Origin of the sequence: Marinomonas gallaica, assembly GCF_049821165.1 — a bacterium.
Taxonomy (GTDB): domain Bacteria; phylum Pseudomonadota; class Gammaproteobacteria; order Pseudomonadales; family Marinomonadaceae; genus Marinomonas; species Marinomonas gallaica.
This window is the reverse complement of sequence record NZ_CP187511.1, coordinates 767988-787204: the sequence shown is the minus strand read 5'-3', so window position 1 is coordinate 787204 and position 19217 is coordinate 767988. Positions and strand designations below refer to the sequence as shown.

Sequence of the window (19217 nt, the reverse complement as noted above, 5' to 3'; positions counted from 1 at the left end):
AGAATTTGGAGAAACAACATGGCAAATCTCGTCATTGAAAATGTTAAAAAACGCTACGGCCAAACGGAAATTCTAAAAGGCATCAATATTTCCATCGAAGCCGGTGAGTTTCTGATCCTAGTGGGTCCATCAGGTTGTGGTAAATCCACGTTAATGAACTCGATTGCGGGTCTTGAAGACGTGTCTGAAGGGCGCATCTTAATCGACGACAACGACGTTACTTACTCAAGTCCGAAAGACCGCGACATCGCGATGGTGTTCCAGTCTTACGCACTGTATCCAAATATGACCGTCGCGCAAAACATATCATTCGGTTTAGAAATGCGTAAAGTGCCAAAAGACGAGCGCGAAGCCGAAGTACAGCGTGTTGCAGATATGTTGCAAATTGGTCACTTGTTGAAACGTAAGCCCGCTCAGCTGTCTGGTGGTCAGCGTCAACGTGTCGCCATGGGTCGCGCCTTAGCTCGCCGCCCTAAGATGTACCTTTTCGACGAGCCATTGTCGAATCTTGATGCCAAGCTGCGTGTTGAAATGCGTACGGAAATCAAAAAGCTACACCAAAAACTGGGCACCACCATCGTCTACGTGACCCACGACCAAATCGAAGCCATGACACTGGCCGACCGCATCGCCGTTATGAAAGACGGTGAAGTACAGCAACTGGGCACACCACAGGAAATCTACGACAACCCAACCAACTTGTTCGTAGCAGGTTTTATGGGTTCTCCAGCAATGAACTTCGTCCCAGCGAAAGTGGTTGAGCAGAACGGTGCATTCGCATTGGAACTGCAAGCCAGCAAGCCCACCGTTGTCCCCTTCCCAGATCAAGAAAGCCTGAAACCCTACTTAGGCAAGGAGATTCTATTGGGACTGCGCCCTGAAATGATTACCGAGCCGCAGCCACACAAAGAAGGCGCTGAATTTGTCGTCACCGCGGACATTGATGTCGAAGTCACCGAGCCAATGGGTGCCGACACCATGGTGTTAACCCGTATTTCAGAAGCCGAAGTCAACTGCCGCTGTAATCCTGTTTACCCGACCAAAGCCGGTGAAACCATCGCCATGATGCTTGATACCTCCAAAGCCGTCGCGTTTGATAAAGACACTGGCGAACGTATCGATCGATAGCTTTTAACCGTTGTTTAAGAGGAAGTTTGCCGGCCCTAGGGCCGGCTTTTTTTGGCGCGCTGGAAAGTGGGATAACTGTATAGGCATCGAAAATTTTACGTAAACAGGCTTTCTGTTGAAGGAATGATCACTTAGAGTTTCGAGCATTATAAAGTTTATCAAGATAAGGATATCTGACTGATGCAATCACTCGTCAATAACAGCAATGACTATTCTGCAGAATTCGAACGCCGCTTTTACCAGAAGACCGCTTATCAAAACTCTTATGAGCCTGTTTTCTATTACGTAAAACCGGGTGATACACTCAGTCAGATTATTACCAGCTACTACGATATTCGCTACGGCACGACAGAATACGACTATGCGCTTTTGCAAGTTCTATTCAATAATAAACACATCACCAACCCTAACTCGATCCAGCCTCGACAAGTTATCAGCTTACTTCCTATGACACCGCGCTATGGAGTATCCATGTGTCTAGAAGAAGATGCGGCTCAGCAAGATTTTGAAGTGCTCAGAAACAAAGCAATGAATAACAACTCAGTGATGGCATTTCGACCGAACGATTCAGCAACCCAGCAATTTCTTAGCAGCATTCCAAGCGACCCTCAAGAACGAGACATGTTTTGGACATTAGCTTGGCTACAGTCAAACTATGACATTTTATCGACTGGCGCAGCAGCAACAGCCAATGTACTAGGAGAACTCGCGGGAGAGCAAAACAGCAGTTTAATCAAGGAAGTAGATTCACTTTACATTCAATATCAGAACAAAAAACTAACTAAATCCCAGTACGATTATAAAAGAAGGCAAGTGTTAAAAAACTACTCTCAAAGAGTAGGCCCTGTTTTCGAAAGGGCTGTGTTCAATGGCCAAACCACCCAACAAGCAATACGCATTAACCGAACAAAAGCCTTACCTGCAAATGCCAATATATTAAAATATGCTGGCCGTCTAAATGAGCTTGCTAAACTAGCATCAAAAGGTGGCTTAATTTTGACGGGCTTCGGGGTTGTTAAAGGGGCGCATGATATGTGTCAGGCTGATAATATACATGAGAAAAATGAAATTTTTGTAGAGACTCTTAGTGGAGCAATTGGTGGAACGCTAGCAGGAATAGGCGCAGGTATAATTTTAGCATCTACTCCTATTGGCTGGGTAGGCATATTAGCTATTGGGGCAGTTTCTGCTTTGGCTGGGCTTGGAGCAGGAAAGCAAGCTAGATCAACATACAACATGTTTGGTGACCCAGTGGATATCGTATCATTAACAAGAGCACAAGCAATTTGCGACTTGGGCATATATAGCCCTAGTAGAAGTTTTGATAACTTAAAAGCACTTTAAAGGAAAGAAATGAGTCTAACACAATCAACGTTTGATAGCCTTGCAACTATATTATTTTTTTGCATAATCTTTGCTTTTCTTACCGTACCTACTCTTTGGCTTTTATTAACTTTTTTAACTCCAAAAAAGGTCTTGGAAAAATATCTAAAACAACCTCACTTCAAAGATAGTGAAATAGAAATAATGACTAGCTTCCCAACGTCTTTATTACGAACCTCCATCTTATCTTGGATAACTGTATTTCCATCATTGGGGAAAAAGAGAAAGCTGGAAGGCATAAGAAAAAATATCCCCACTTGGTATAAAGCACTAATTTTTTTATGGATTGCAATAGTAATACCATCGATGGTTATTATATTCGGAGGCCTTATTTTTTTACCTAGTGTTAACATAATCAAATAATTATATGAACAATAATGGTTCTCAGACTTTATCTTTTTGAAAGTAGATGCTCTGAATTACCCATAAACGTTGAAGGGCTCGGCATATCCACATATGTCTTGCTGCTGTCCCTTAAACTGCATTTTGAAATGCCCCTCAAAACCTGTCCATTAGATCCACTTTCGTCTCGCAGTTGTCATCTTGTTGGGTTACATTATTTTATAAGTGAGCGCTAGTCTCACCATGGAACCTTGAAGCTTAGCTTCGCTGAATGAACTCTGGTATTACAAGAAAGGACAACAAAATGAACGCAAAACGCTATGCCGCGCAATTTGCGCTTTCGGGCGTTGTTATTGCCCTAGCGGGCTGTTCAACGATGAACAACGAGCCTGCATCAACAGCCCCGATGTGGCAAGCCGGTCAGGAATATCACTTAACCATACTGCATACCAATGACCATCATGGCCGCTTCTGGGAAAACAGCAATGGCGAGTACGGTATGGCCGCTCGCAAGACGCTGATCGATAACATTCGTGAAGAAGTCATGCTCAACGATGGCAACACCTTGCTGTTGTCTGGCGGTGACATCAATACCGGTGTACCTGAATCGGACCTACAAGATGCCGAGCCTGATTTCAAAGGCATGAACATGCTGCAGTACGATGCGATGGCGCTGGGCAACCATGAGTTCGACAACCCTGTTGAGGTGTTAAGAAAACAACATGATTGGGCGGGGTTTCCGTTCTTGTCTGCCAACATCATAGACAATAAAACCGGCAAACCGCTGTTTGATGCCTACAAAATTTTCACCGTCGATGACCTACGCGTGGCGGTCGTCGGCTTTACCACCGATGACACCATCAAAATTGGTAATCCAGAATACCTTGGTGGCTTAACCATCAAATCGCCTATCGAAGTCGCACAAGATCTCATTCCAGCATTGGAAGACAAAGCCGATCTCATTGTTGCTGTCACCCACATGGGCCATTACGACAATGGCAACCACGGTGGAAATGCACCTGGCGACGTCACTCTAGCCCGAACCGTACCGGGTATTGATGTCATCGTTGGCGGCCATTCACAAAACCCATTGTTTGAGCCAGATGAACAGAGTGGCACGCTGATTCTACAGGCGCATGAATGGGGCAAATACGTAGGTCGTTTGGATATGACCATCGTCGACGGCGAAATTAAGTACTCGGACTACGAGTTAATCCCAGTCAACCTGAAGAAAAAAGTGAAGAAAGACGACGGCACCAGTGAACGCGTCTTTATCGACAAAGAGATCGAACAAGATCCAACCATGCTGGCGATGCTGCAACCGTACCAAGACATTGGTCAAGACAAGCTAAACGTAGAGATCGGCTTTACCGATGGCAAGCTGATGGGGGATCGCAATACCGTTCGCTCAGAAGAAACCAACCTCGGCAATTTAATTGCCGCTGCCATGATGAAGAAAGTAAACGCCGATGTTGCCGTCATGAACGCTGGCGGTATTCGTGACAGCATTCCTGCGGGCACCATTACGTACAAATCGGTTCTGCAAGTGCAGCCTTTTGGCAACGCATTATCGTACGTAGATTTAAACGCTGATGAGCTGACCGACTACCTATCGGCCGTGGCCAGAAAAGAAGCCGGTTCTGGCGCGTTTGCTCAATTCCAAGGCGTCTCTCTGGTACTGGTTGACGGTAAGGCAACGGATATTAAAGTCGCTGGCAAGCCACTTGAACAAGGCGAAAGCTACCGTATTGCCATGAACAGTTATACGGCAACAGGTGGTGATGGCTATCCAAAAGTCACAGATCATGCGAACTACGTGAACTCAGGCTATGTGGACGCGGATGTACTCATGGGCTACATCAAAGATTACTCGCCTATCATGATCACCGATTACGCACCAACAGGTGCCGTCATCCGTTAATCGCTGCATAGCAAGCGATGCAAAAAATAACGTCCAAGGTACACAGCATCTTGGGCGTTTCTTGATCTAAGTCCAACTCCATTAACTTTAGATTTTACTAATATTAAATGACTTTCTATACTGATGTTATTCATTGAGACATTTAAGAGAGAATCATCATGAAAGCAAATGTAGGCGGACTAGATAAAATCTTACGCATTGTTGTAGGGGTTCTGTTGATCGCTTTAGCGCTCACAGGTGTCATCGGGGCGTGGGGCTACATTGGTGTGATTCCCCTAGCAACCGGCGTATTTAACTTCTGTGCACTGTATACCTTACTCGGTATCAACACCTGTAAGTTAAAAAAGTAACCGTCTGATCACCAAGACAAAGCGAGCTACGTGCTCGCTTTTTTAGGGGGCTACTTTCTCGTACACCAATGTCCACTGTAACGGTTTAGGCAGTTTCTCTGACACGATCGTCGCACGGTAGATTAAGCGTTCGTCTTGTCGCTCCCATCGATAACGGCGCTCCCCTCGTTCCGAGATCAGCGTGGCTTGACGGCTAGTATCCGTCGCTTTGTATTGCGCGATAATATCGCGACCATCTTCCCCTTTAAGGTTCGTAGGGCTGGCACTCACGGCCACTTGCCACGACGGCTGCTGCGCACATTGAAAAGCAAACGTCTCAGCGCTTTCAGTTAATGTCCACTGCTGACATACTGTCGCTTCGTCTTCCAAGCGTGAACGGGCAATGCTGCGGACAAAGAAATTCATCTCTTTCACAACGCCATCGATCGCGTCGTCAATCACTCCTTGAGCAGAAGCTGGGTTTTCTAATTGCCATGTTCCAGACACCACAGATTCAGCATAAACCGCACTCGATAAGCCCGTTGCCAATAGTAGCGCGACGATTTTATTGTTATTCATATCGCATTCTCCTTTTAAACAACTCGCATCATGACACAGCCATTTGTTCAAATAACAACCAGAAGCCGTCGATTGCAGTAACAAATTCCGTCATCTAATAAACGTCCGACATGAAAAAGGGGAGCCAATTGGCTCCCCCTTACAAATCACATCACTGTTTACTCAGCGGCGTCAGCCAATACCTGACGCTGCATTTCTAGGATTTCAGTAATGCCTTTGCGAGCCACAGCCAGCATGCCCACCATGTGCTCATCACTAAAGGCTTCGCCTTCTGCCGTGCCCTGAATCTCGATAAAGCCGCCCTTATCGTTCATGATCACATTCATATCGGTTTCGGCGCTTGAGTCTTCTGGGTAATCCAAATCCAACACAGGCGTACCTTGATACACCCCCACAGAGATCGCGCCAATCTGCGACACGATGGGGTTTTCCTTGACCTTCTTCGCGTCGACTAAAGTCTTAACGGCATCAGCCAATGCAACAAAACCGCCCGAAATGGACGCCGTACGTGTGCCGCCATCCGCTTGAATCACATCACAGTCGATGGTAATGGTGTGCTCACCTAATTTTTTAAGATCAAGCGCGGCACGCAACGAGCGACCAATCAAACGCTGAATCTCAACCGTGCGGCCACTTTGCTTACCACGTGCCGCTTCACGATCGACACGATTGTGCGTGGAGCGTGGCAACATGCCGTATTCGGCCGTTATCCAGCCTTGGCCTTTGCCCTTGAGAAAACGTGGCACGCCTTTTACGACCGTCGCAGTACAAATCACTTTGGTATCGCCGCATTCAACTAACACGGAGCCTTCCGCATGCTTGGTAAAGTTACGCGTAAACTTCATAGGACGTAATTGATCGGCTGCTCTACCACTTGGACGCATAGTTGTCTCTCTGTCATTCGTTTCAAAAGGGTGATTATAACGAACCTTGAACAAAATGCCTGCCTATCCTGACGTGAAAGTCACACATGGGTTACACTACAAACCACTTTTATTTAGCTGCTAGGGATTGATATGACTGCAAGCATGACCGCCTTTTCGCGCCAAGAAGCCGTATACGATTGGGGCACCATTAGCTGGGAAATACGCTCGGTAAACCAACGCTATCTTGAGCCACACTTTCGTCTTCCGGAACAATTTCGTGAATTGGAATTCAGCTTTCGCGACGTGCTACGTAAAAAACTGAACCGCGGTAAAGTGGAATGCCAACTACGCCTACATGCCGTAGATACCGCCGCGACAGGTCTAAAGATCAATGCTGAAAACGCTCAAGCCCTTGCCAATGCCGTAAGCGAGCTAGGTACTTGGTTCGATGGCATTAAAACACCATCACCTTTGCAGATTCTGCAATGGCCAGGCATTTTAAGCGATGACAGTGTCGATGCCGACGACATGAAAAAGGCCGTCATCGCTCTATTCAACAAAGCCGTCGACGAAATGATCCAAGTACGCAAACGCGAAGGCGAACAGCTCGACGCCATCATTATTGAACGCTTAGACGCTATTGACGCCATCGTCGCTGACGTCAAAGACAAACTACCGACCATCATCGCCGCGCAGAAACAGAACTTACTGGACAAACTGGAAGCCGCCAAAGTGGAACTCGACCCAATGCGTGTCGAAGCGGAAATCGTCATGCTGGCACAGAAAGCCGACGTCGCCGAAGAAGTGGATCGCCTAGCCACACACACCAAAGAAGTCCGCCGTCAGCTCAAAGAAAAAGGCCCCATCGGCCGCCGTCTAGACTTCTTAATGCAAGAACTCAACCGCGAAGCTAATACCCTATCGTCTAAATCGATTGTGGTAGAAACGACGCAAAGCGCCGTGGAATTGAAAGTTCTGATTGAACAAATGAGGGAACAGATTCAGAATATTGAGTAATTTCGGTCTGGAAGGGAATAGCGGTGCTATTCCCCTACACATTAAACGCACTTTGCTTTATCAATTGCTCCCTACGGCTAATACCTAACTGACTGGCTACATCCTGCCAGCCTTCCACTGCGCCCAACACTTCATCGTAGATGCTAGTAGCTTCTGCGTCTGATAAACGAAAGAGTTCAGCGACTTCAAACGCTAGGTCGTAATCCAGTGCGTTAGAAACATCTGAGATATTAAGATGTAGGCCCGTTTTGCCTGTAATAGGATTTAGGTCATACGCTGGTGACAGTTTCCAGCCATTTTTTGTGAGTAAGAAGCCGTGATTTCGAAGGTGATCATCGGTATTGGACACAGCGATATTGAAGACAATACGACGCCACAGTTGCGCTAAGTCTTGTTTTGTTTGCGCCCCTTGGTTGGTTAGAAACTCTGCGATTTCAAGGTAGCTCGCACCGTCCGCATGCTTGCCATCATAGTAACCAAGTTGCGTCATGGCTGAAGAGAAGTGAATACGCTGAGCACCATCGCGATCAAAGCGTTTGGTTAAAAAGGTATGGTGCTCTGATGAGTATTTTTGCAGCATACATGGGTACATATCGACCCCAGCCCCAAGCGCTAACTGATGACAGAGCATTTCCCATGCGCCCACATCATGATCATCACTTAAATTAGGAAATTTGGCGATCCATAAATGCCCCTGTTCATCCGTCACGCAGGCTTTGGGCCTTGCACCGCCGAGTGACGAGCCAGGAGAGATAAGCATCTTTAACCAACGATAGTACTCATCACTGTCGATATTATCGTCTTTTTCGATTTGTATGGCGGCGTATTCTAGTTCGCGTAGCGATGCCATAGGCGGTGCGGCAAACTCAGCGTTGTCATCCAAAAAAACATCTGAGTCTGGTCGCTTAAAACGGATCCCGCCCATACGATAGGAGTCATGCACTCCGAGCAGATAATCCAGCTCTGTCAGTCGACTTGTAGGTCGAATGCCCTTATTCGCTTCAATAACAGCGCGACGCTGCATCAAGATACGTCCCCAGCGATCCGGCGAAGAGTCTAAGAATGCACGGAAGTTTTTATCTGCTTCATCATTGTAAAGCTCACCTGAATGAAGCGTTAACATAGGATCAATTTGCAAGCGATAGGCTGAGGCTAGAAACGCTTTATCGTAGGCAAAACTAAACACACCACCTCGACTGGTGTCACTGTAAGCAAGCTGCCCTATTAGCAGTGGCGCTTCAATTGGTTGCCAGTCGCCATAGACTTCAACGATTTCGCGGCTCATCTTGAACCTTCCAACAATTTTATATTTTGCAGCTTGATACCCACTTCATCATGCGCGGCCATTTCTGCAAAATTACTCTCCATACCAAGTACGGCCATAATCTTTAAGTAAGTACCTATGGCGACGCCCGGATCACCTGCGAAGACTTTGTTCACGGTTTTATGATCAAAGCCTGTGCGTTCGCAAAGTAACTTCTTTGTGTAGCCACGACGCTTCATCGCTAATAACAAATCTTCACCATAATGCGTCAGGATTTTTCGCTGCTTTGGAAACAGAACATTGTGTAAATCACGCTTAGCCATATCACCACCCAAAGGGACTGAATTCCCATTATTCAAGCATTAATGGGAATATAGTCTAACCCCGAAATTCAAACAACTCTAATGCACAACCCATGGGACTATATTCCCGCTTTACTTGGTATTATCGGATTAATATCCTACTTTTAGGCTTGGCTTACGCGTTATCTAAGGCAATGACACGAGAGTCTGACTGTCACAAGCCACCAAAATACACCTGAAAGGACATAGCGCCAATCTCGGCACGGCTTGAAAGACCCCTGAGTGCTTGGCGCACTTTAGCGTCTAAATACCCATCTAGACGATGACCTTGCTATGTATTTATTGTGAATTGAAACGTCTGTTTTACTTTCATTTAAACAGCGCGGCATTTTCCTGTTTGCGTTGATCCAATGTCTTAGCAATTGCCGATGCTGTCGTTTTACTGACCCCTTGTTGCTGTGCAAGGTGAGTAAATTGGCTGATGGCTTCTGCGACTTCTTCAATGACTTGCTTTGCCTCATGCCAACTCCCATAGCCAGCACTGGTAGCAAGTTTTTGCATCACCTTAAGTGGTGGCGCTTTGCCATAACCTCCGAACGCAGTGGCGTGTTCGTTGAATGGATGTGGACTGTAGGTAACATCGTAAAAAGGTGCAGGATTCCATTGGCCGTCATCCGCTTGCAAAAACGCCCAGTTTTTACTGTGGTCGTCTTGGTTAGACGACAGCAGGTTAAACATGGCGCGGCGAAATTGCAGTCGTCCAGCAGCGGGAGATTTACACAACTGGCGGCTGGCTTTGATCAAGTCAATATAATCTAAGCTTGGCGTTCGAAAGTCTGCATCAAGCAGCCCGCAAGCGCTGTGCATATGCAATCGACCAGCACTGAGTTGACGGCCTGAGTCGGCCTGTTCAGTGACATAATCAAAACGCTTGAGCGCTAACCAGGCAGATGCACCGCTTAAAGATGGTGCTTCAATGAGTTGCCATTGCGGCGGTTGACACTTAGCTTGTTCAGCCATTTGTAAATAAACGGCCTCACACAAACCTTCTTCATGGCCGAGCGCTAGATTCTTCGAGGTAAATTTAATCAGCCACGCTTCATCGCCAGGCTTTGCAAAGGTTCGGCATTGCTGAGTTTCTGCGTCAGGCATATAAATCTGTGCCTTTGGTCTTGCCCCTCCCGAACTACCTCCGGCGACTAATGCGGCCAACACCTGTTGAGTATGCCCATCTAACTCATCGTGGTTATCGTCTATATAATCTAACATTGAAGCATCGAACAGCATTTGTGCTTCTAAGCCCAAGGTGGCTAAATCAATATCCGCATGCGTCGTAGCTGAAAACTCAGACACCGGAGAAAAAGACAACCCTCCCATGCCTTTATCACCAACAAAAGCTAACCTATCCATCGCGGTTAATTGATTAGGCAGGATGTCCTTTTGCCGGAAAATACGATCTTGTAACAGCATGCCCCAGCCATCAGGTAAACAATCCCCAAATACGCCATGTACACCTTGATGAGGTGCTTTAGGTGCGGCTTGAACTTGCGCGTTCGCTTGCAAGGTAAAAGGTGATAAATTGCCAAACTCCTGCAAATAGCCGTCTGCATACTGAAAAAAAACGCCTTGCCGATTCTGCGCCAAGACCCCTACAGCAACCTGCTCACCTGAGCTTAACGTACGAGTTACCATGAGTTTTTGAATGGGTTTAAAACTCATCTTTTAGCACCTCATCAATACTCGTGGGTATAGCAGCGCGTTCTTTGCTAGGTTGCGTGAGCTGATAAAGCCTATCCAACGAGTCGAGAGTCTGCCAAAGCAACAGCAATTGGCGAAATGAAATTTGCCCGGTCAGCTCAAATTTCTTAATGGTGGCCGCAGGTACACAGCTTCGTTCAGCCAACGCTGCTCGTGATAGCTTTGCTTGTTGGCGTAACCCTCGCAAATAAGCCGCATAGGCTTGGCTGACATCGGTATCATCAAGTAAGGTAAAATTCATCTGCAAAGACCAATTGGATACAGTAATATCCATTATAGACAAATAAAACAAAAAATGGATATTACTGTATCTATTTATAAATAAAGTATTGGAATTTCACTCGATAAAGCCTTTCAAAACTGCTATTTCTTACCTCTGACAGAAAAACAAAACTTACATTTTTATGCGCATAAAAGTGCTAAAGGGATTACCGAAATCGAATTTATTTTGGCAACCGATGAAAGCGATATCGTCCCAGTAGAAGTCAAAAGTGGCAAACGTACCCGCGCAAAGTCACTTGCGTCTTACATTGATAAATGCGCACCAAACACAACATTCAAACTCACTGGCACCCAAGGCTTATCAGCGTTAGAACAAACCAACATCGTGATGCCATTGTATTTCACCCAGTATTTATCGCAGAGGTGGTAAAAGAGCGTTGCGAACCCTGTGTTCTAAACAAAGTGACTCTAAGCTTAATTGAACTCTGACCCGTTTTACTTACTAGCGCTCTAATTCTGGCTCTAAACCGACAGGATTAATGGGAATTTTAGGTGCCATATTTTACTTCTCTCCCAGTCCTTCGCTTTCAGATTCTTGGGCTCTTTCATCCTCTAAAGCACCAGCATGGTTTCATAAAGCAGCTGTTCAATGCTTTGTCGACTGTCCATCACAGCAATAAGTACAACCTTGTTCGCCTCTTCATCGACCCGATAGAACACTAAGTTATGCTGAGCGACCAGCATTTGGCGATAGTCCATAAAACCCAAAGCAGCTAACCGCTCACTAATCGGGGAGGAAAAGGGATGATGACTCAGTTCCAGAACCTGTTGCTTAATTAAGTTCCTTGCGTCACCAGCTGCAACGGCTCCATGTTTGCGTGTTAAAAATGCTGATAGCTTTTTGAGTGTCTCTTTAAATACTGGGGTAGCAACAACTTGAAAAGACTCAGACATCAAAGGCCTCATCCAAAGACAGCTCACCCTTTTGATTCAAACTGCGCTCAGAAAGGTTAATCAGCTTAAGCAAAGCAATGGTTTCTTGCTGCTCATAGTAAGCCTGCGAGTCTTGTACAACATACACTTCTTTTCCGTTTTGAGTGACGTGCAAAGGATCATCTAAAGAGAGGTTATTGGCATTTGCTTTCAGGTAGGACACGGTTTGAATATTCATAAAAATCCCATTAGTCTAAATATGGACTAATTATAGACCGATAATTTACTTTAGCCTACCTCACGTTTTCTCTATCACTGGGAATCTCGAATGGACTCGCCTTAATATAGCTTAGAACTATAGCTTATGATTAACAGATAGTTTATGTCGAACTTAACATTACCAAAATGATCACTATTATAAGTCTTACAACTCAGCCTTGTACGCAGCGATTCAGTTACGCTTGCTGTTAAGGCGAAAAAATCGGCTTCGGCCGATTTTTTCATATCTGAGGAGCAAGAAAGAACGGGGTTCTTCAATGATGGGCATCCCTCTTGGACAACTTAGTTGCTAACCACTGTAGTGATCTAACATAACCTACCCCACCGCCAGTTTCGCGGCCTGTTGCCACATAAAGTGCGGCATGGGTGTTTTCAGTTGCCATGTAATGCTCATCGGTTGTGAACCGGTGTGAGACACGTATTCCACTTCCCCGTAGTTCACAAAGCCCATCGTGCGGCTGTATTCATCTTTGCTTTGCTCTCGTACAAAGAGAAATAAACGCTTCCCTATTTCGCGGTGGCGGATGTAATCGCGGCCTCGCCCACGATCCGGTCGAGCGCTGTTCTGTGATTGCCAGTGAAACAGTGACTCGTTGATGGCGTAGTCATGATACATAGTGGTCGGTGAAAATTGCTTTTCATTTTTATCGAGCGTGACAAACAGCAACTCAATATTATCGTCTTTAATAACAAACACACCTTCTCGTGCCGGCGGTTGACGCTCAAACGTGGTCGCACCAAATGCTGCTAATATCTGCTCGCGGGCGTAGCGAGCATGCACCTTAAGCGTCACCTCTGACAGATCGTTCATATCCACCAATTCATGTTTGATACGAGCAAGTTGCCAGCGAATCACATCAGCAAGTTCTTCAGCTACACCTAGGTGACTAAGCTGTTTGATGCTCTGTGCTAAAGACGCAAAGCCTACATCAGGACCCGGCTTTTGCCAGAAGTCATAATGGCACATTACCGTACGTCGATCGTCCACGTTGGCACCACTAAAGTCAGTCTGACAAAGTCGTTCAAGGAAGTTTAAATAACCATGATCGTCACAGGTCAGAATGCGGTTATGTATCGCTTTGCGCACTATTTTAAAGGCTTCATCGATCTGCGAGCCTTCTTTGACTTCATCTTTGGATTTCGCTACCAATTCAGCCCAGCTGCCGCGTTTGTAAAGTTCGTTTAAGTCGATATGTGGATGTTGCGCGATAAAGTTCGCTAGTGTCAGAGGTTGTGTCGAATGCTGGGGAAATTGGCGGATCATAGCCGCCAGACGACTTTTTATAAGTGTCGCTTGGCGAATATGGCTGAGCACCATTTCTTGGGTGCGCTTTGTCAGCTCGATTCGACAACCTAACGGCGCATGCGGAAAGCCTTGTTTGATTTCATCACTGATCGCTTTTGGACTTCTACCGACTAACGCCCTGAATTTATTAGCAAAATCGTACTCAGGTCGTGAGTTACCAACAAAGTCCAATACCGTACAACACTCTTTACCCTCGGCTAGACGCAAGCCACGCCCTAGCTGTTGTAAAAAGATGGTGAGACTTTCGGTAGGACGCAAGAACAACAAAGTATCGACTTCAGGAATGTCGACACCTTCATTAAAGATATCCACGACACAAAGCACATTGATTTGTCCGCTACGGATCGCCTGCTGTTTCTGCTGACGCTCAGCGCTGTTATCACTGGTCAGTACGTCAGCTTTAATACCTTTGAGCAGAAATTGGCTCGCCATGTACTGTGCATGTTCGCGGCTGACACAAAACGCTAACGCCTTCATTTGGCTAATATCGGTAACGATCTCCTGCAAACTAAGCAGTATCTTGTCAAAACGCGCTTGGTTATGGGTATAAAGGTTAGTCAGTTGTGCAATATCGTAGCGCCCACGGCTCCAATCGATATTCCGAAGGTCGGTATCGTCATCGATACCAAAATATTGAAATGGCGATAAGTGACGGCGATTAATGGCTTCCGGTAAGCGAATTTCTGCCGCAACCACACCACCAAAGTCTGCCAAAATATCGCCACCATCATGGCGTTCAGGCGTCGCCGTTAAGCCCAGCAATAAACTCGGCTGGAAATAGGCCAATACAGCACGATAGCTGCTTGCCGCGATGTGATGGACTTCGTCAATCACAATGTAATCGTAAAAGTCTGGCGTCAGGTTAAGGTGTTCTAGTTGATTATTCAGTGTTTGAATCGATACAAACAACTGACGATAGTGGGCTGGCGTATGACCACCCACCCAAAGCTCGCCAAAGGAACCATCTCGTAATACGCCACGGTAGGCCGCTCGGGCTTGCTTTAGAATTTCCTCTCGGTGCGCCACAAACAAGAAAGTCGCGTTCGGCTTCTGCTTCACAAAACGCGCAAAATCAAACGCCGAAATCAAAGTTTTACCTGTGCCAGTGGCCGCGACCACTAGGTTGCGAAAGCGCTGATGAATATCTCGCTCTACGGCCAGCCGTTCCAAAATCTCACTTTGATGCGGGAACGGCGTAATATCAAAAAAGTGTGCGGTATTATGTTCATCGCCAACACGCTGCTGTCGCAAGGCTTTATTAAGTTTTTCAGTACTGCTGGCATCGCCACTAAACGGCTCAAACTCATTGGATACCCAGTAGGTTTCAAAGGTACTGAGCGACTTATCGATGATATGCGGGATTTCTTGCGAGGTGATCTTTAAGTTCCACTCAAGGCCATTGGTCAATGCCGAGTGCGATAAATTAGAAGAGCCGATGTAACCTGTGTGGAAGCCCGAATTGCGAAGAAACAAATAGCTTTTAGCATGAAGACGTTCACGCTCGGTGTTGTAGCTGAGCTTTACTTCGGTATTCGGTAACTTTGCCAAATACTCCACGGCTTTGGCATCGGTCGCGCCCATGTAAGATGTAGTGATGATCTTAAGTTCTCGACCGCTGGCAGTGAACGCCTCCAACTCCTTACGAAAGGTGCGAATCCCAGCCCATTTGATGAAAGACACCAGCCAATAGATTTTATCTGCCGAAAGAATCTCACGTTTTAGCTCAGACTCTAACGACAACCCTGCGTTGCTGCCGCAAAACAGCTCACTTTGCGTCAGGCCTGTTAGCGGAAAGATATCTTCTACGTATTGCTTAAGATTGGCCGCGACCGGGTTTTCTAGCTCGTATAAAGCCGTGAGAATTTTGCCTTGGCTATCGAGCAAGTTCTCTTCAATCAGGTCATCATCCTGCAAACGCTCTTTCAGCCATAACAGCAGTTCGTTGGATAAAGTGATTTGCTGCTGCAGTTGGTCGTTGCTAGTCGGCACAGATCCGATGGCATACTCCAAAATATTACCTAAAAAGCGGGATAGCCAAACCGATGCTTCGGCTGCTGAAAGCTCACGCTCACCGACATAAAAACGCTCGCGGTCCAAACGCCTCTCCACCAACTGGGTAATCAGTTGCTCGTAGATTCCTGATTGCTGCATAAATCCCTGTACTACCTCATCAAGTTAAATCGTCTGGGCTAACGGTGTACACCCAACAGCGCAAAATAAATTGTGTCTGCCGTCATTTTCTCACCCCGCTACTTTACTAAAAATTCGAGGTCGACCAATAGCGGAGTGCGTCAATCGTACCTCTATACGTTACAATGAAAACGAATGTTTAGTTGTATGGATTACAATTATGAGTGGTATTAATAGGCTCGATATCAAGCAATTACGGGTGCTGCAGTTGTTGTTGCAAGAGCGCAATGTGTCTCGAGTGGCGAATGTGATGGGGCTGACGCAGCAGGCGGTCAGTGAGCAGTTGCGTAAATTGAGGGGGACGTTTGACGATCAACTGTTCATTCGAACCAGTAATGGCGTGGTGCCGACCCCGCTCGCAGAATCGTTAGAGACTCAGGTAAATCAGGTGGTTCAAGACATCGAGGCATTGTTTCCGGACCGTGCTTTTGAGCCATCGACACTCGAAGGGGTGTTTCACATTACCGCCTCTGATTATGCGCTGATGACGGTTTTGCCAGCGCTATTGGATGCGGTCAACAAGGCAGCGCCCCATTTAAAAATCATTGTCCGAGATTTCGAGTCTGACGCGCTCAATAAGCTCATGCTTACGGGCGAGGTGGATTTGGCCATTTCCTTTCCGCACTTTATCCCTGAGACGTGTCCTTCGATGTTTTTATTTCATGAGCAACATGTCTGTGTGGTCTCAAAACACTCGCCCTTGGCAGGACAACAGTTGTCCATTGAGGCGCTGGCGCCTCATCCGCAGTTGATCATTTCGCCGTCACGCGCCAATTTGAAAGGCTCACACGATCATTGGTTTGCCGAAAAAGGCCTACGTCGCAATGTTGTCATGTCCATACCGAGCTTTTCGGCGGCCCCGAGCATCATTGGCGCGTCCCATTTGGCGTGCTTTTTACCGTCTCGATTGTTGCCCAACGATCACTTAGCCAAGGTGGAACTGGATGAATTACCCCCCTGCTTTGATGTGATTGCCGCTTGGCACCAACGCTCGTCTAACAGCCCTATCTTAAAGTGGATGCTGGCGCTTATGCATGCGATGTTTGTCGAGCCTCAGGCCTTAGAACAGACCCGCTAAGGGTCTAAACGCTTTTATTGGTCTGCGGTCTATGGGAAATGGCTTGTATCCCATACCGCGACAAGTTGTTTCAAAGCGTCTCTCTTTTTCATTACCCTAGCGGATAAGGTTAGACACCGCCGCCGCGAATCACGGTGGCTTAGCAGGGCATCGTCACATACCACACATTCAAGTGATGAGCCGATAGGAGACGATATGAACACTGATAATTTTTTCGTCGTCGCGCGTGAGCCCGGCGCACAAAACCCAGCAATCCCAACATGGGCCAGCCGAGTCGACAATGCTTTTTCGTTAAAGCAAGGCACACCAAATGTGTCTCGCATTGATCACTCGGGTGTTCCAGGCGCGTATCAATTGTTAAATGTCTTGGATGAAGCAGAGGTACAGCAATTCATCAAGCTGTCTGAATCCTTGGGCTATTTGAAAGATGCTGCCGTCTCTTTGCCGAGAGACGTGCGCCACAACGATAACATCACCATCGTCGTGGACGACGGCACAGAGCGTCTCTTGTGGTCTCGTATCGCCGAGGCCGTGAACCAAAATCTAGACCTGTTTGAAGGCAAAAAGCCGGTTGGCATCAATACGCGTTTTCGTTTTTACCGCTACCAAGAAGACGACTTTTTCAAGTTTCACGTGGATGGCGATTGGCCTGGCTCAAAAGTCGTCGGTGACGAGCTGATCACCAATGCCTACGACGACCGATACAGCAGAATGACCTTCTTAATCTTGCTGAACGACGATTTCGAAGGTGGCGAAACACGTTTCTTAGTGAATCAAGACAACCCTGAAGCGCCAGTAAGACGCGGCGATCCCACCACTGAAGTGGATATCCGAACGCCTGTAGGCGGCGTCTTGCTGTTTCCTCATGGTCGCCACCCACTGAGTTACATCCACAGCTCTAACGCCATCACCAAAGGCACTAAGTACATCATTCGTACTGACTTGCTGTTTGAATGGTAGCAACATCACGCCCTCTTCGCGCAGCACAAGAGGGCGATCATCGAGCCTACTTAACGGCCTCTTTGCTTATTCTCTTTCTCCCCAGTGTGGTTTAACGCAGCAAAAAATTCACATCGTGTTTTCTTCGATAAAACTTCTGCTAGGGTTAATTCACCTAAAACATAAAGGAGTGATAACTATGAAACTTCCATTATTAGCGATGGTTGCAGCGCTTTTCTTAGGTGGCTGCTCAAATACTTGGGAAGGTGTGAAGGACGACTCATCTGAAATTTATAATGAGTCGAAAGAAACGGTTCATGAGGCGACTGAGTAAGTCACTCAACACGACAAGTTGAAGCAAACCCGTTTTTATTCCCATTAAAAGCGGGTTTGTTGTTTCTGAACTAGAGTGAATCATTACGTTACATAGTTATGTCGTGTTTCTACTAAGTTGCAGTAAATGCGTTAATTCTCATGTTTTGTACTGTTGCCTGTTGCGACGATTGATCGAAACAACCAAGCTGTAAAAAATCAAAGAATACGAAGAGGTAAGAACACAATGAAAATTTTGATGGTTTTAACGTCTCATAACCAACTTGGCGATACTGGTGAGAAGACCGGTTTTTGGTTAGAAGAGTTTGCATCACCTTACTACACCTTCCTTGATGCTGGGGCAGACGTTACATTGGCATCCCCTGCTGGTGGGCTTCCGCCGCTTGACCCAAAAAGTGATTCTGATGACGCCCAGACAGAGGCAACAAAACGTTATAAGAACGACTCTGAAGCACAAAAAGCTTTAGGCAGTACAGTGATGCTTGAGACAGTTAAAGCTGAAGATTACGATGCTGTATTTTACCCAGGTGGTCATGGCCCGCTATGGGATCTTGCCCACTCTCAAGACTCGATTAATTTGATCGAAGCATTTTACCGCGCGGGCAAGAACATTAGTTTTGTTTGCCACGCCCCGGGCGTACTTCGTCATGTGAGTGCTGAAAATGGCGAGCCATTAGTTAAGGGTCGTAAGGTCACAGGGTTTACTAACTCAGAGGAAGAAGGTGTCGGCCTGACCGACATCGTGCCATTCCTTTTAGAGGATGAACTCAAACAACTCGGCGCCAATTATCAAAAGAGCTCCGATTGGGAAACGTTTATTGTCGAAGATGGCCAACTGATCACTGGCCAAAACCCAGCTAGCTCCGAAGCCGTAGCAGAAGCACTGATCAAACGTTTAAGTTAATCTCATAGCGCCCTCTTGAGTCGATTGAGAGGGCGCTCACCTCTAACTCTGCAACACCTTAGCATTGTTTCATCTAATATAATCACGACCTAGCGCACGCCTAAAGGCGCTTATTTTGACGTTGTCCGTTTACTTATCCTTTGA

At 46.6% G+C, this 19217-nt stretch carries 19 protein-coding genes and 1 pseudogene; 11 read left to right on the top strand and 9 right to left on the bottom strand.

Annotated features, from left to right (window positions below; all coding sequences use genetic code 11):
- Positions 1-18 precede the first annotated feature (18 nt).
- The 5 genes from ACPUEK_RS03650 to ACPUEK_RS03630 all read left to right on the top strand — a co-directional run bounded on the left by ACPUEK_RS03650 (position 19) and on the right by ACPUEK_RS03630 (position 5124).
- Positions 19-1128, top strand: a complete 1110-nt coding sequence (locus ACPUEK_RS03650) for an ABC transporter ATP-binding protein (protein ID WP_425642364.1) — start codon at positions 19-21, stop codon at positions 1126-1128.
- A gap of 180 nt (positions 1129-1308) precedes the next feature.
- Positions 1309-2472, top strand: coding sequence for a LysM peptidoglycan-binding domain-containing protein (locus ACPUEK_RS03645; protein ID WP_425642363.1), 1164 nt, complete (start codon positions 1309-1311; stop codon positions 2470-2472).
- Positions 2473-2481: 9 nt separating this feature from the next.
- Positions 2482-2874, top strand: coding sequence for a hypothetical protein (locus ACPUEK_RS03640; protein ID WP_425642362.1), 393 nt, complete (start codon positions 2482-2484; stop codon positions 2872-2874).
- 283 nt (positions 2875-3157) lie between these two features.
- Positions 3158-4774 (top strand): bifunctional UDP-sugar hydrolase/5'-nucleotidase UshA, encoded by a 1617-nt coding sequence (gene ushA / locus ACPUEK_RS03635; RefSeq protein ID WP_425642361.1) that lies wholly within the window; start codon positions 3158-3160, stop codon positions 4772-4774.
- 158 nt (positions 4775-4932) lie between these two features.
- Complete coding sequence (locus ACPUEK_RS03630) at positions 4933-5124, top strand: YgaP family membrane protein (protein ID WP_067101292.1); 192 nt, start codon at positions 4933-4935, stop codon at positions 5122-5124.
- 42 nt (positions 5125-5166) lie between these two features.
- On the opposite strand, the gene ACPUEK_RS03625 is transcribed toward ACPUEK_RS03630, so the two are convergent.
- Together ACPUEK_RS03625 and rph are read right to left on the bottom strand one after the other, a co-directional pair.
- Positions 5167-5682 (bottom strand): hypothetical protein, encoded by a 516-nt coding sequence (locus ACPUEK_RS03625; RefSeq protein ID WP_425642360.1) that lies wholly within the window; start codon positions 5680-5682, stop codon positions 5167-5169.
- A gap of 158 nt (positions 5683-5840) precedes the next feature.
- Positions 5841-6566 carry a ribonuclease PH gene (gene rph / locus ACPUEK_RS03620; RefSeq protein WP_067222254.1) on the bottom strand — a complete coding sequence of 242 codons (726 nt, stop codon included), beginning with the start codon at positions 6564-6566 and terminating at the stop codon, positions 5841-5843.
- A 132-nt stretch (positions 6567-6698) separates the two neighbouring features.
- On the opposite strand from rph, the gene ACPUEK_RS03615 reads away from it, so the two are divergent.
- The gene (locus tag ACPUEK_RS03615; RefSeq protein WP_425642359.1) at positions 6699-7565 is read left to right on the top strand and encodes a YicC/YloC family endoribonuclease; all 867 of its coding nucleotides are present in this window, start codon (positions 6699-6701) and stop codon (positions 7563-7565) included.
- Between the two features lie 34 nt (positions 7566-7599).
- Here the strand turns inward: ACPUEK_RS03615 and ACPUEK_RS03610 are convergent, their stop codons facing one another.
- The 4 genes from ACPUEK_RS03610 to ACPUEK_RS03595 form a co-directional block, all read right to left on the bottom strand.
- Positions 7600-8850: a type II toxin-antitoxin system HipA family toxin gene (locus ACPUEK_RS03610; protein WP_425642358.1), complete on the bottom strand. Its 1251-nt coding sequence runs from the start codon at positions 8848-8850 to the stop codon at positions 7600-7602.
- Entirely contained in the window at positions 8847-9152 is a 306-nt protein-coding gene (locus ACPUEK_RS03605) for a helix-turn-helix domain-containing protein (RefSeq protein WP_425642357.1), read from the bottom strand. The genes ACPUEK_RS03610 and ACPUEK_RS03605 overlap by 4 nt, the downstream gene beginning before the upstream one ends.
- Before the next feature lie 348 nt (positions 9153-9500).
- The gene (locus tag ACPUEK_RS03600; protein WP_425642355.1) at positions 9501-10850 is read right to left on the bottom strand and encodes a type II toxin-antitoxin system HipA family toxin; all 1350 of its coding nucleotides are present in this window, start codon (positions 10848-10850) and stop codon (positions 9501-9503) included.
- Positions 10840-11163: a helix-turn-helix domain-containing protein gene (locus ACPUEK_RS03595; protein ID WP_425642353.1), complete on the bottom strand. Its 324-nt coding sequence runs from the start codon at positions 11161-11163 to the stop codon at positions 10840-10842. The genes ACPUEK_RS03600 and ACPUEK_RS03595 overlap by 11 nt, the downstream gene beginning before the upstream one ends.
- Positions 11164-11322: 159 nt before the next feature.
- Between ACPUEK_RS03595 and ACPUEK_RS03590 the strand changes: the two are divergent.
- Positions 11323-11541, top strand: a pseudogene (locus tag ACPUEK_RS03590) (AAA family ATPase); the annotation flags it as partial.
- A gap of 182 nt (positions 11542-11723) precedes the next feature.
- Here ACPUEK_RS03590 and ACPUEK_RS03585 read toward each other — a convergent pair.
- From ACPUEK_RS03585 to ACPUEK_RS03575, 3 genes are all read right to left on the bottom strand, one after another.
- On the bottom strand, positions 11724-12065 hold the full coding sequence (locus tag ACPUEK_RS03585; protein ID WP_425642352.1) for a type II toxin-antitoxin system RelE/ParE family toxin: 342 nt from the start codon (positions 12063-12065) through the stop codon (positions 11724-11726).
- Positions 12058-12282, bottom strand: coding sequence for a type II toxin-antitoxin system Phd/YefM family antitoxin (locus ACPUEK_RS03580; RefSeq protein ID WP_067221141.1), 225 nt, complete (start codon positions 12280-12282; stop codon positions 12058-12060). The genes ACPUEK_RS03585 and ACPUEK_RS03580 overlap by 8 nt, the downstream gene beginning before the upstream one ends.
- A gap of 357 nt (positions 12283-12639) precedes the next feature.
- The gene (locus ACPUEK_RS03575) at positions 12640-15780 is read right to left on the bottom strand and encodes a DUF3427 domain-containing protein (protein ID WP_425642350.1); all 3141 of its coding nucleotides are present in this window, start codon (positions 15778-15780) and stop codon (positions 12640-12642) included.
- Positions 15781-15979: 199 nt separating this feature from the next.
- On the opposite strand from ACPUEK_RS03575, the gene ACPUEK_RS03570 reads away from it, so the two are divergent.
- From ACPUEK_RS03570 to ACPUEK_RS03555, 4 genes are all read left to right on the top strand, one after another.
- Positions 15980-16897 (top strand): LysR family transcriptional regulator, encoded by a 918-nt coding sequence (locus ACPUEK_RS03570; protein WP_425642349.1) that lies wholly within the window; start codon positions 15980-15982, stop codon positions 16895-16897.
- Positions 16898-17092: 195 nt separating this feature from the next.
- Positions 17093-17857: an oxidoreductase gene (locus ACPUEK_RS03565; RefSeq protein WP_425642347.1), complete on the top strand. Its 765-nt coding sequence runs from the start codon at positions 17093-17095 to the stop codon at positions 17855-17857.
- A 178-nt stretch (positions 17858-18035) separates the two neighbouring features.
- Positions 18036-18170, top strand: a complete 135-nt coding sequence (locus tag ACPUEK_RS03560) for an entericidin EcnAB (RefSeq protein WP_067034048.1) — start codon at positions 18036-18038, stop codon at positions 18168-18170.
- 225 nt (positions 18171-18395) lie between these two features.
- Entirely contained in the window at positions 18396-19073 is a 678-nt protein-coding gene (locus ACPUEK_RS03555; RefSeq protein ID WP_067221153.1) for a type 1 glutamine amidotransferase domain-containing protein, read from the top strand.
- The last annotated feature ends 144 nt before the right edge of the window (positions 19074-19217 follow it).

Excerpts from the sequence above, each read along its gene's own strand:
- ACPUEK_RS03650 (WP_425642364.1), top strand. The coding sequence starts at position 19 with ATGGCAAATCTCGTCATTGAAAATGTTAAAAAACGCTACGGCCAAACG.
- ACPUEK_RS03645 (WP_425642363.1), top strand. The coding sequence starts at position 1,309 with ATGCAATCACTCGTCAATAACAGCAATGACTATTCTGCAGAATTCGAA.
- ACPUEK_RS03640 (WP_425642362.1), top strand. The coding sequence starts at position 2,482 with ATGAGTCTAACACAATCAACGTTTGATAGCCTTGCAACTATATTATTT.
- ushA (WP_425642361.1), top strand. The coding sequence starts at position 3,158 with ATGAACGCAAAACGCTATGCCGCGCAATTTGCGCTTTCGGGCGTTGTT.
- ACPUEK_RS03630 (WP_067101292.1), top strand. The coding sequence starts at position 4,933 with ATGAAAGCAAATGTAGGCGGACTAGATAAAATCTTACGCATTGTTGTA.
- ACPUEK_RS03625 (WP_425642360.1), bottom strand. The coding sequence starts at position 5,682 with ATGAATAACAATAAAATCGTCGCGCTACTATTGGCAACGGGCTTATCG.
- rph (WP_067222254.1), bottom strand. The coding sequence starts at position 6,566 with ATGCGTCCAAGTGGTAGAGCAGCCGATCAATTACGTCCTATGAAGTTT.
- ACPUEK_RS03615 (WP_425642359.1), top strand. The coding sequence starts at position 6,699 with ATGACTGCAAGCATGACCGCCTTTTCGCGCCAAGAAGCCGTATACGAT.
- ACPUEK_RS03610 (WP_425642358.1), bottom strand. The coding sequence starts at position 8,850 with ATGAGCCGCGAAATCGTTGAAGTCTATGGCGACTGGCAACCAATTGAA.
- ACPUEK_RS03605 (WP_425642357.1), bottom strand. The coding sequence starts at position 9,152 with ATGGCTAAGCGTGATTTACACAATGTTCTGTTTCCAAAGCAGCGAAAA.
- ACPUEK_RS03600 (WP_425642355.1), bottom strand. The coding sequence starts at position 10,850 with ATGAGTTTTAAACCCATTCAAAAACTCATGGTAACTCGTACGTTAAGC.
- ACPUEK_RS03595 (WP_425642353.1), bottom strand. The coding sequence starts at position 11,163 with ATGGATATTACTGTATCCAATTGGTCTTTGCAGATGAATTTTACCTTA.
- ACPUEK_RS03585 (WP_425642352.1), bottom strand. The coding sequence starts at position 12,065 with ATGTCTGAGTCTTTTCAAGTTGTTGCTACCCCAGTATTTAAAGAGACA.
- ACPUEK_RS03580 (WP_067221141.1), bottom strand. The coding sequence starts at position 12,282 with ATGAATATTCAAACCGTGTCCTACCTGAAAGCAAATGCCAATAACCTC.
- ACPUEK_RS03575 (WP_425642350.1), bottom strand. The coding sequence starts at position 15,780 with ATGCAGCAATCAGGAATCTACGAGCAACTGATTACCCAGTTGGTGGAG.
- ACPUEK_RS03570 (WP_425642349.1), top strand. The coding sequence starts at position 15,980 with ATGAGTGGTATTAATAGGCTCGATATCAAGCAATTACGGGTGCTGCAG.
- ACPUEK_RS03565 (WP_425642347.1), top strand. The coding sequence starts at position 17,093 with ATGAACACTGATAATTTTTTCGTCGTCGCGCGTGAGCCCGGCGCACAA.
- ACPUEK_RS03560 (WP_067034048.1), top strand. The coding sequence starts at position 18,036 with ATGAAACTTCCATTATTAGCGATGGTTGCAGCGCTTTTCTTAGGTGGC.
- ACPUEK_RS03555 (WP_067221153.1), top strand. The coding sequence starts at position 18,396 with ATGAAAATTTTGATGGTTTTAACGTCTCATAACCAACTTGGCGATACT.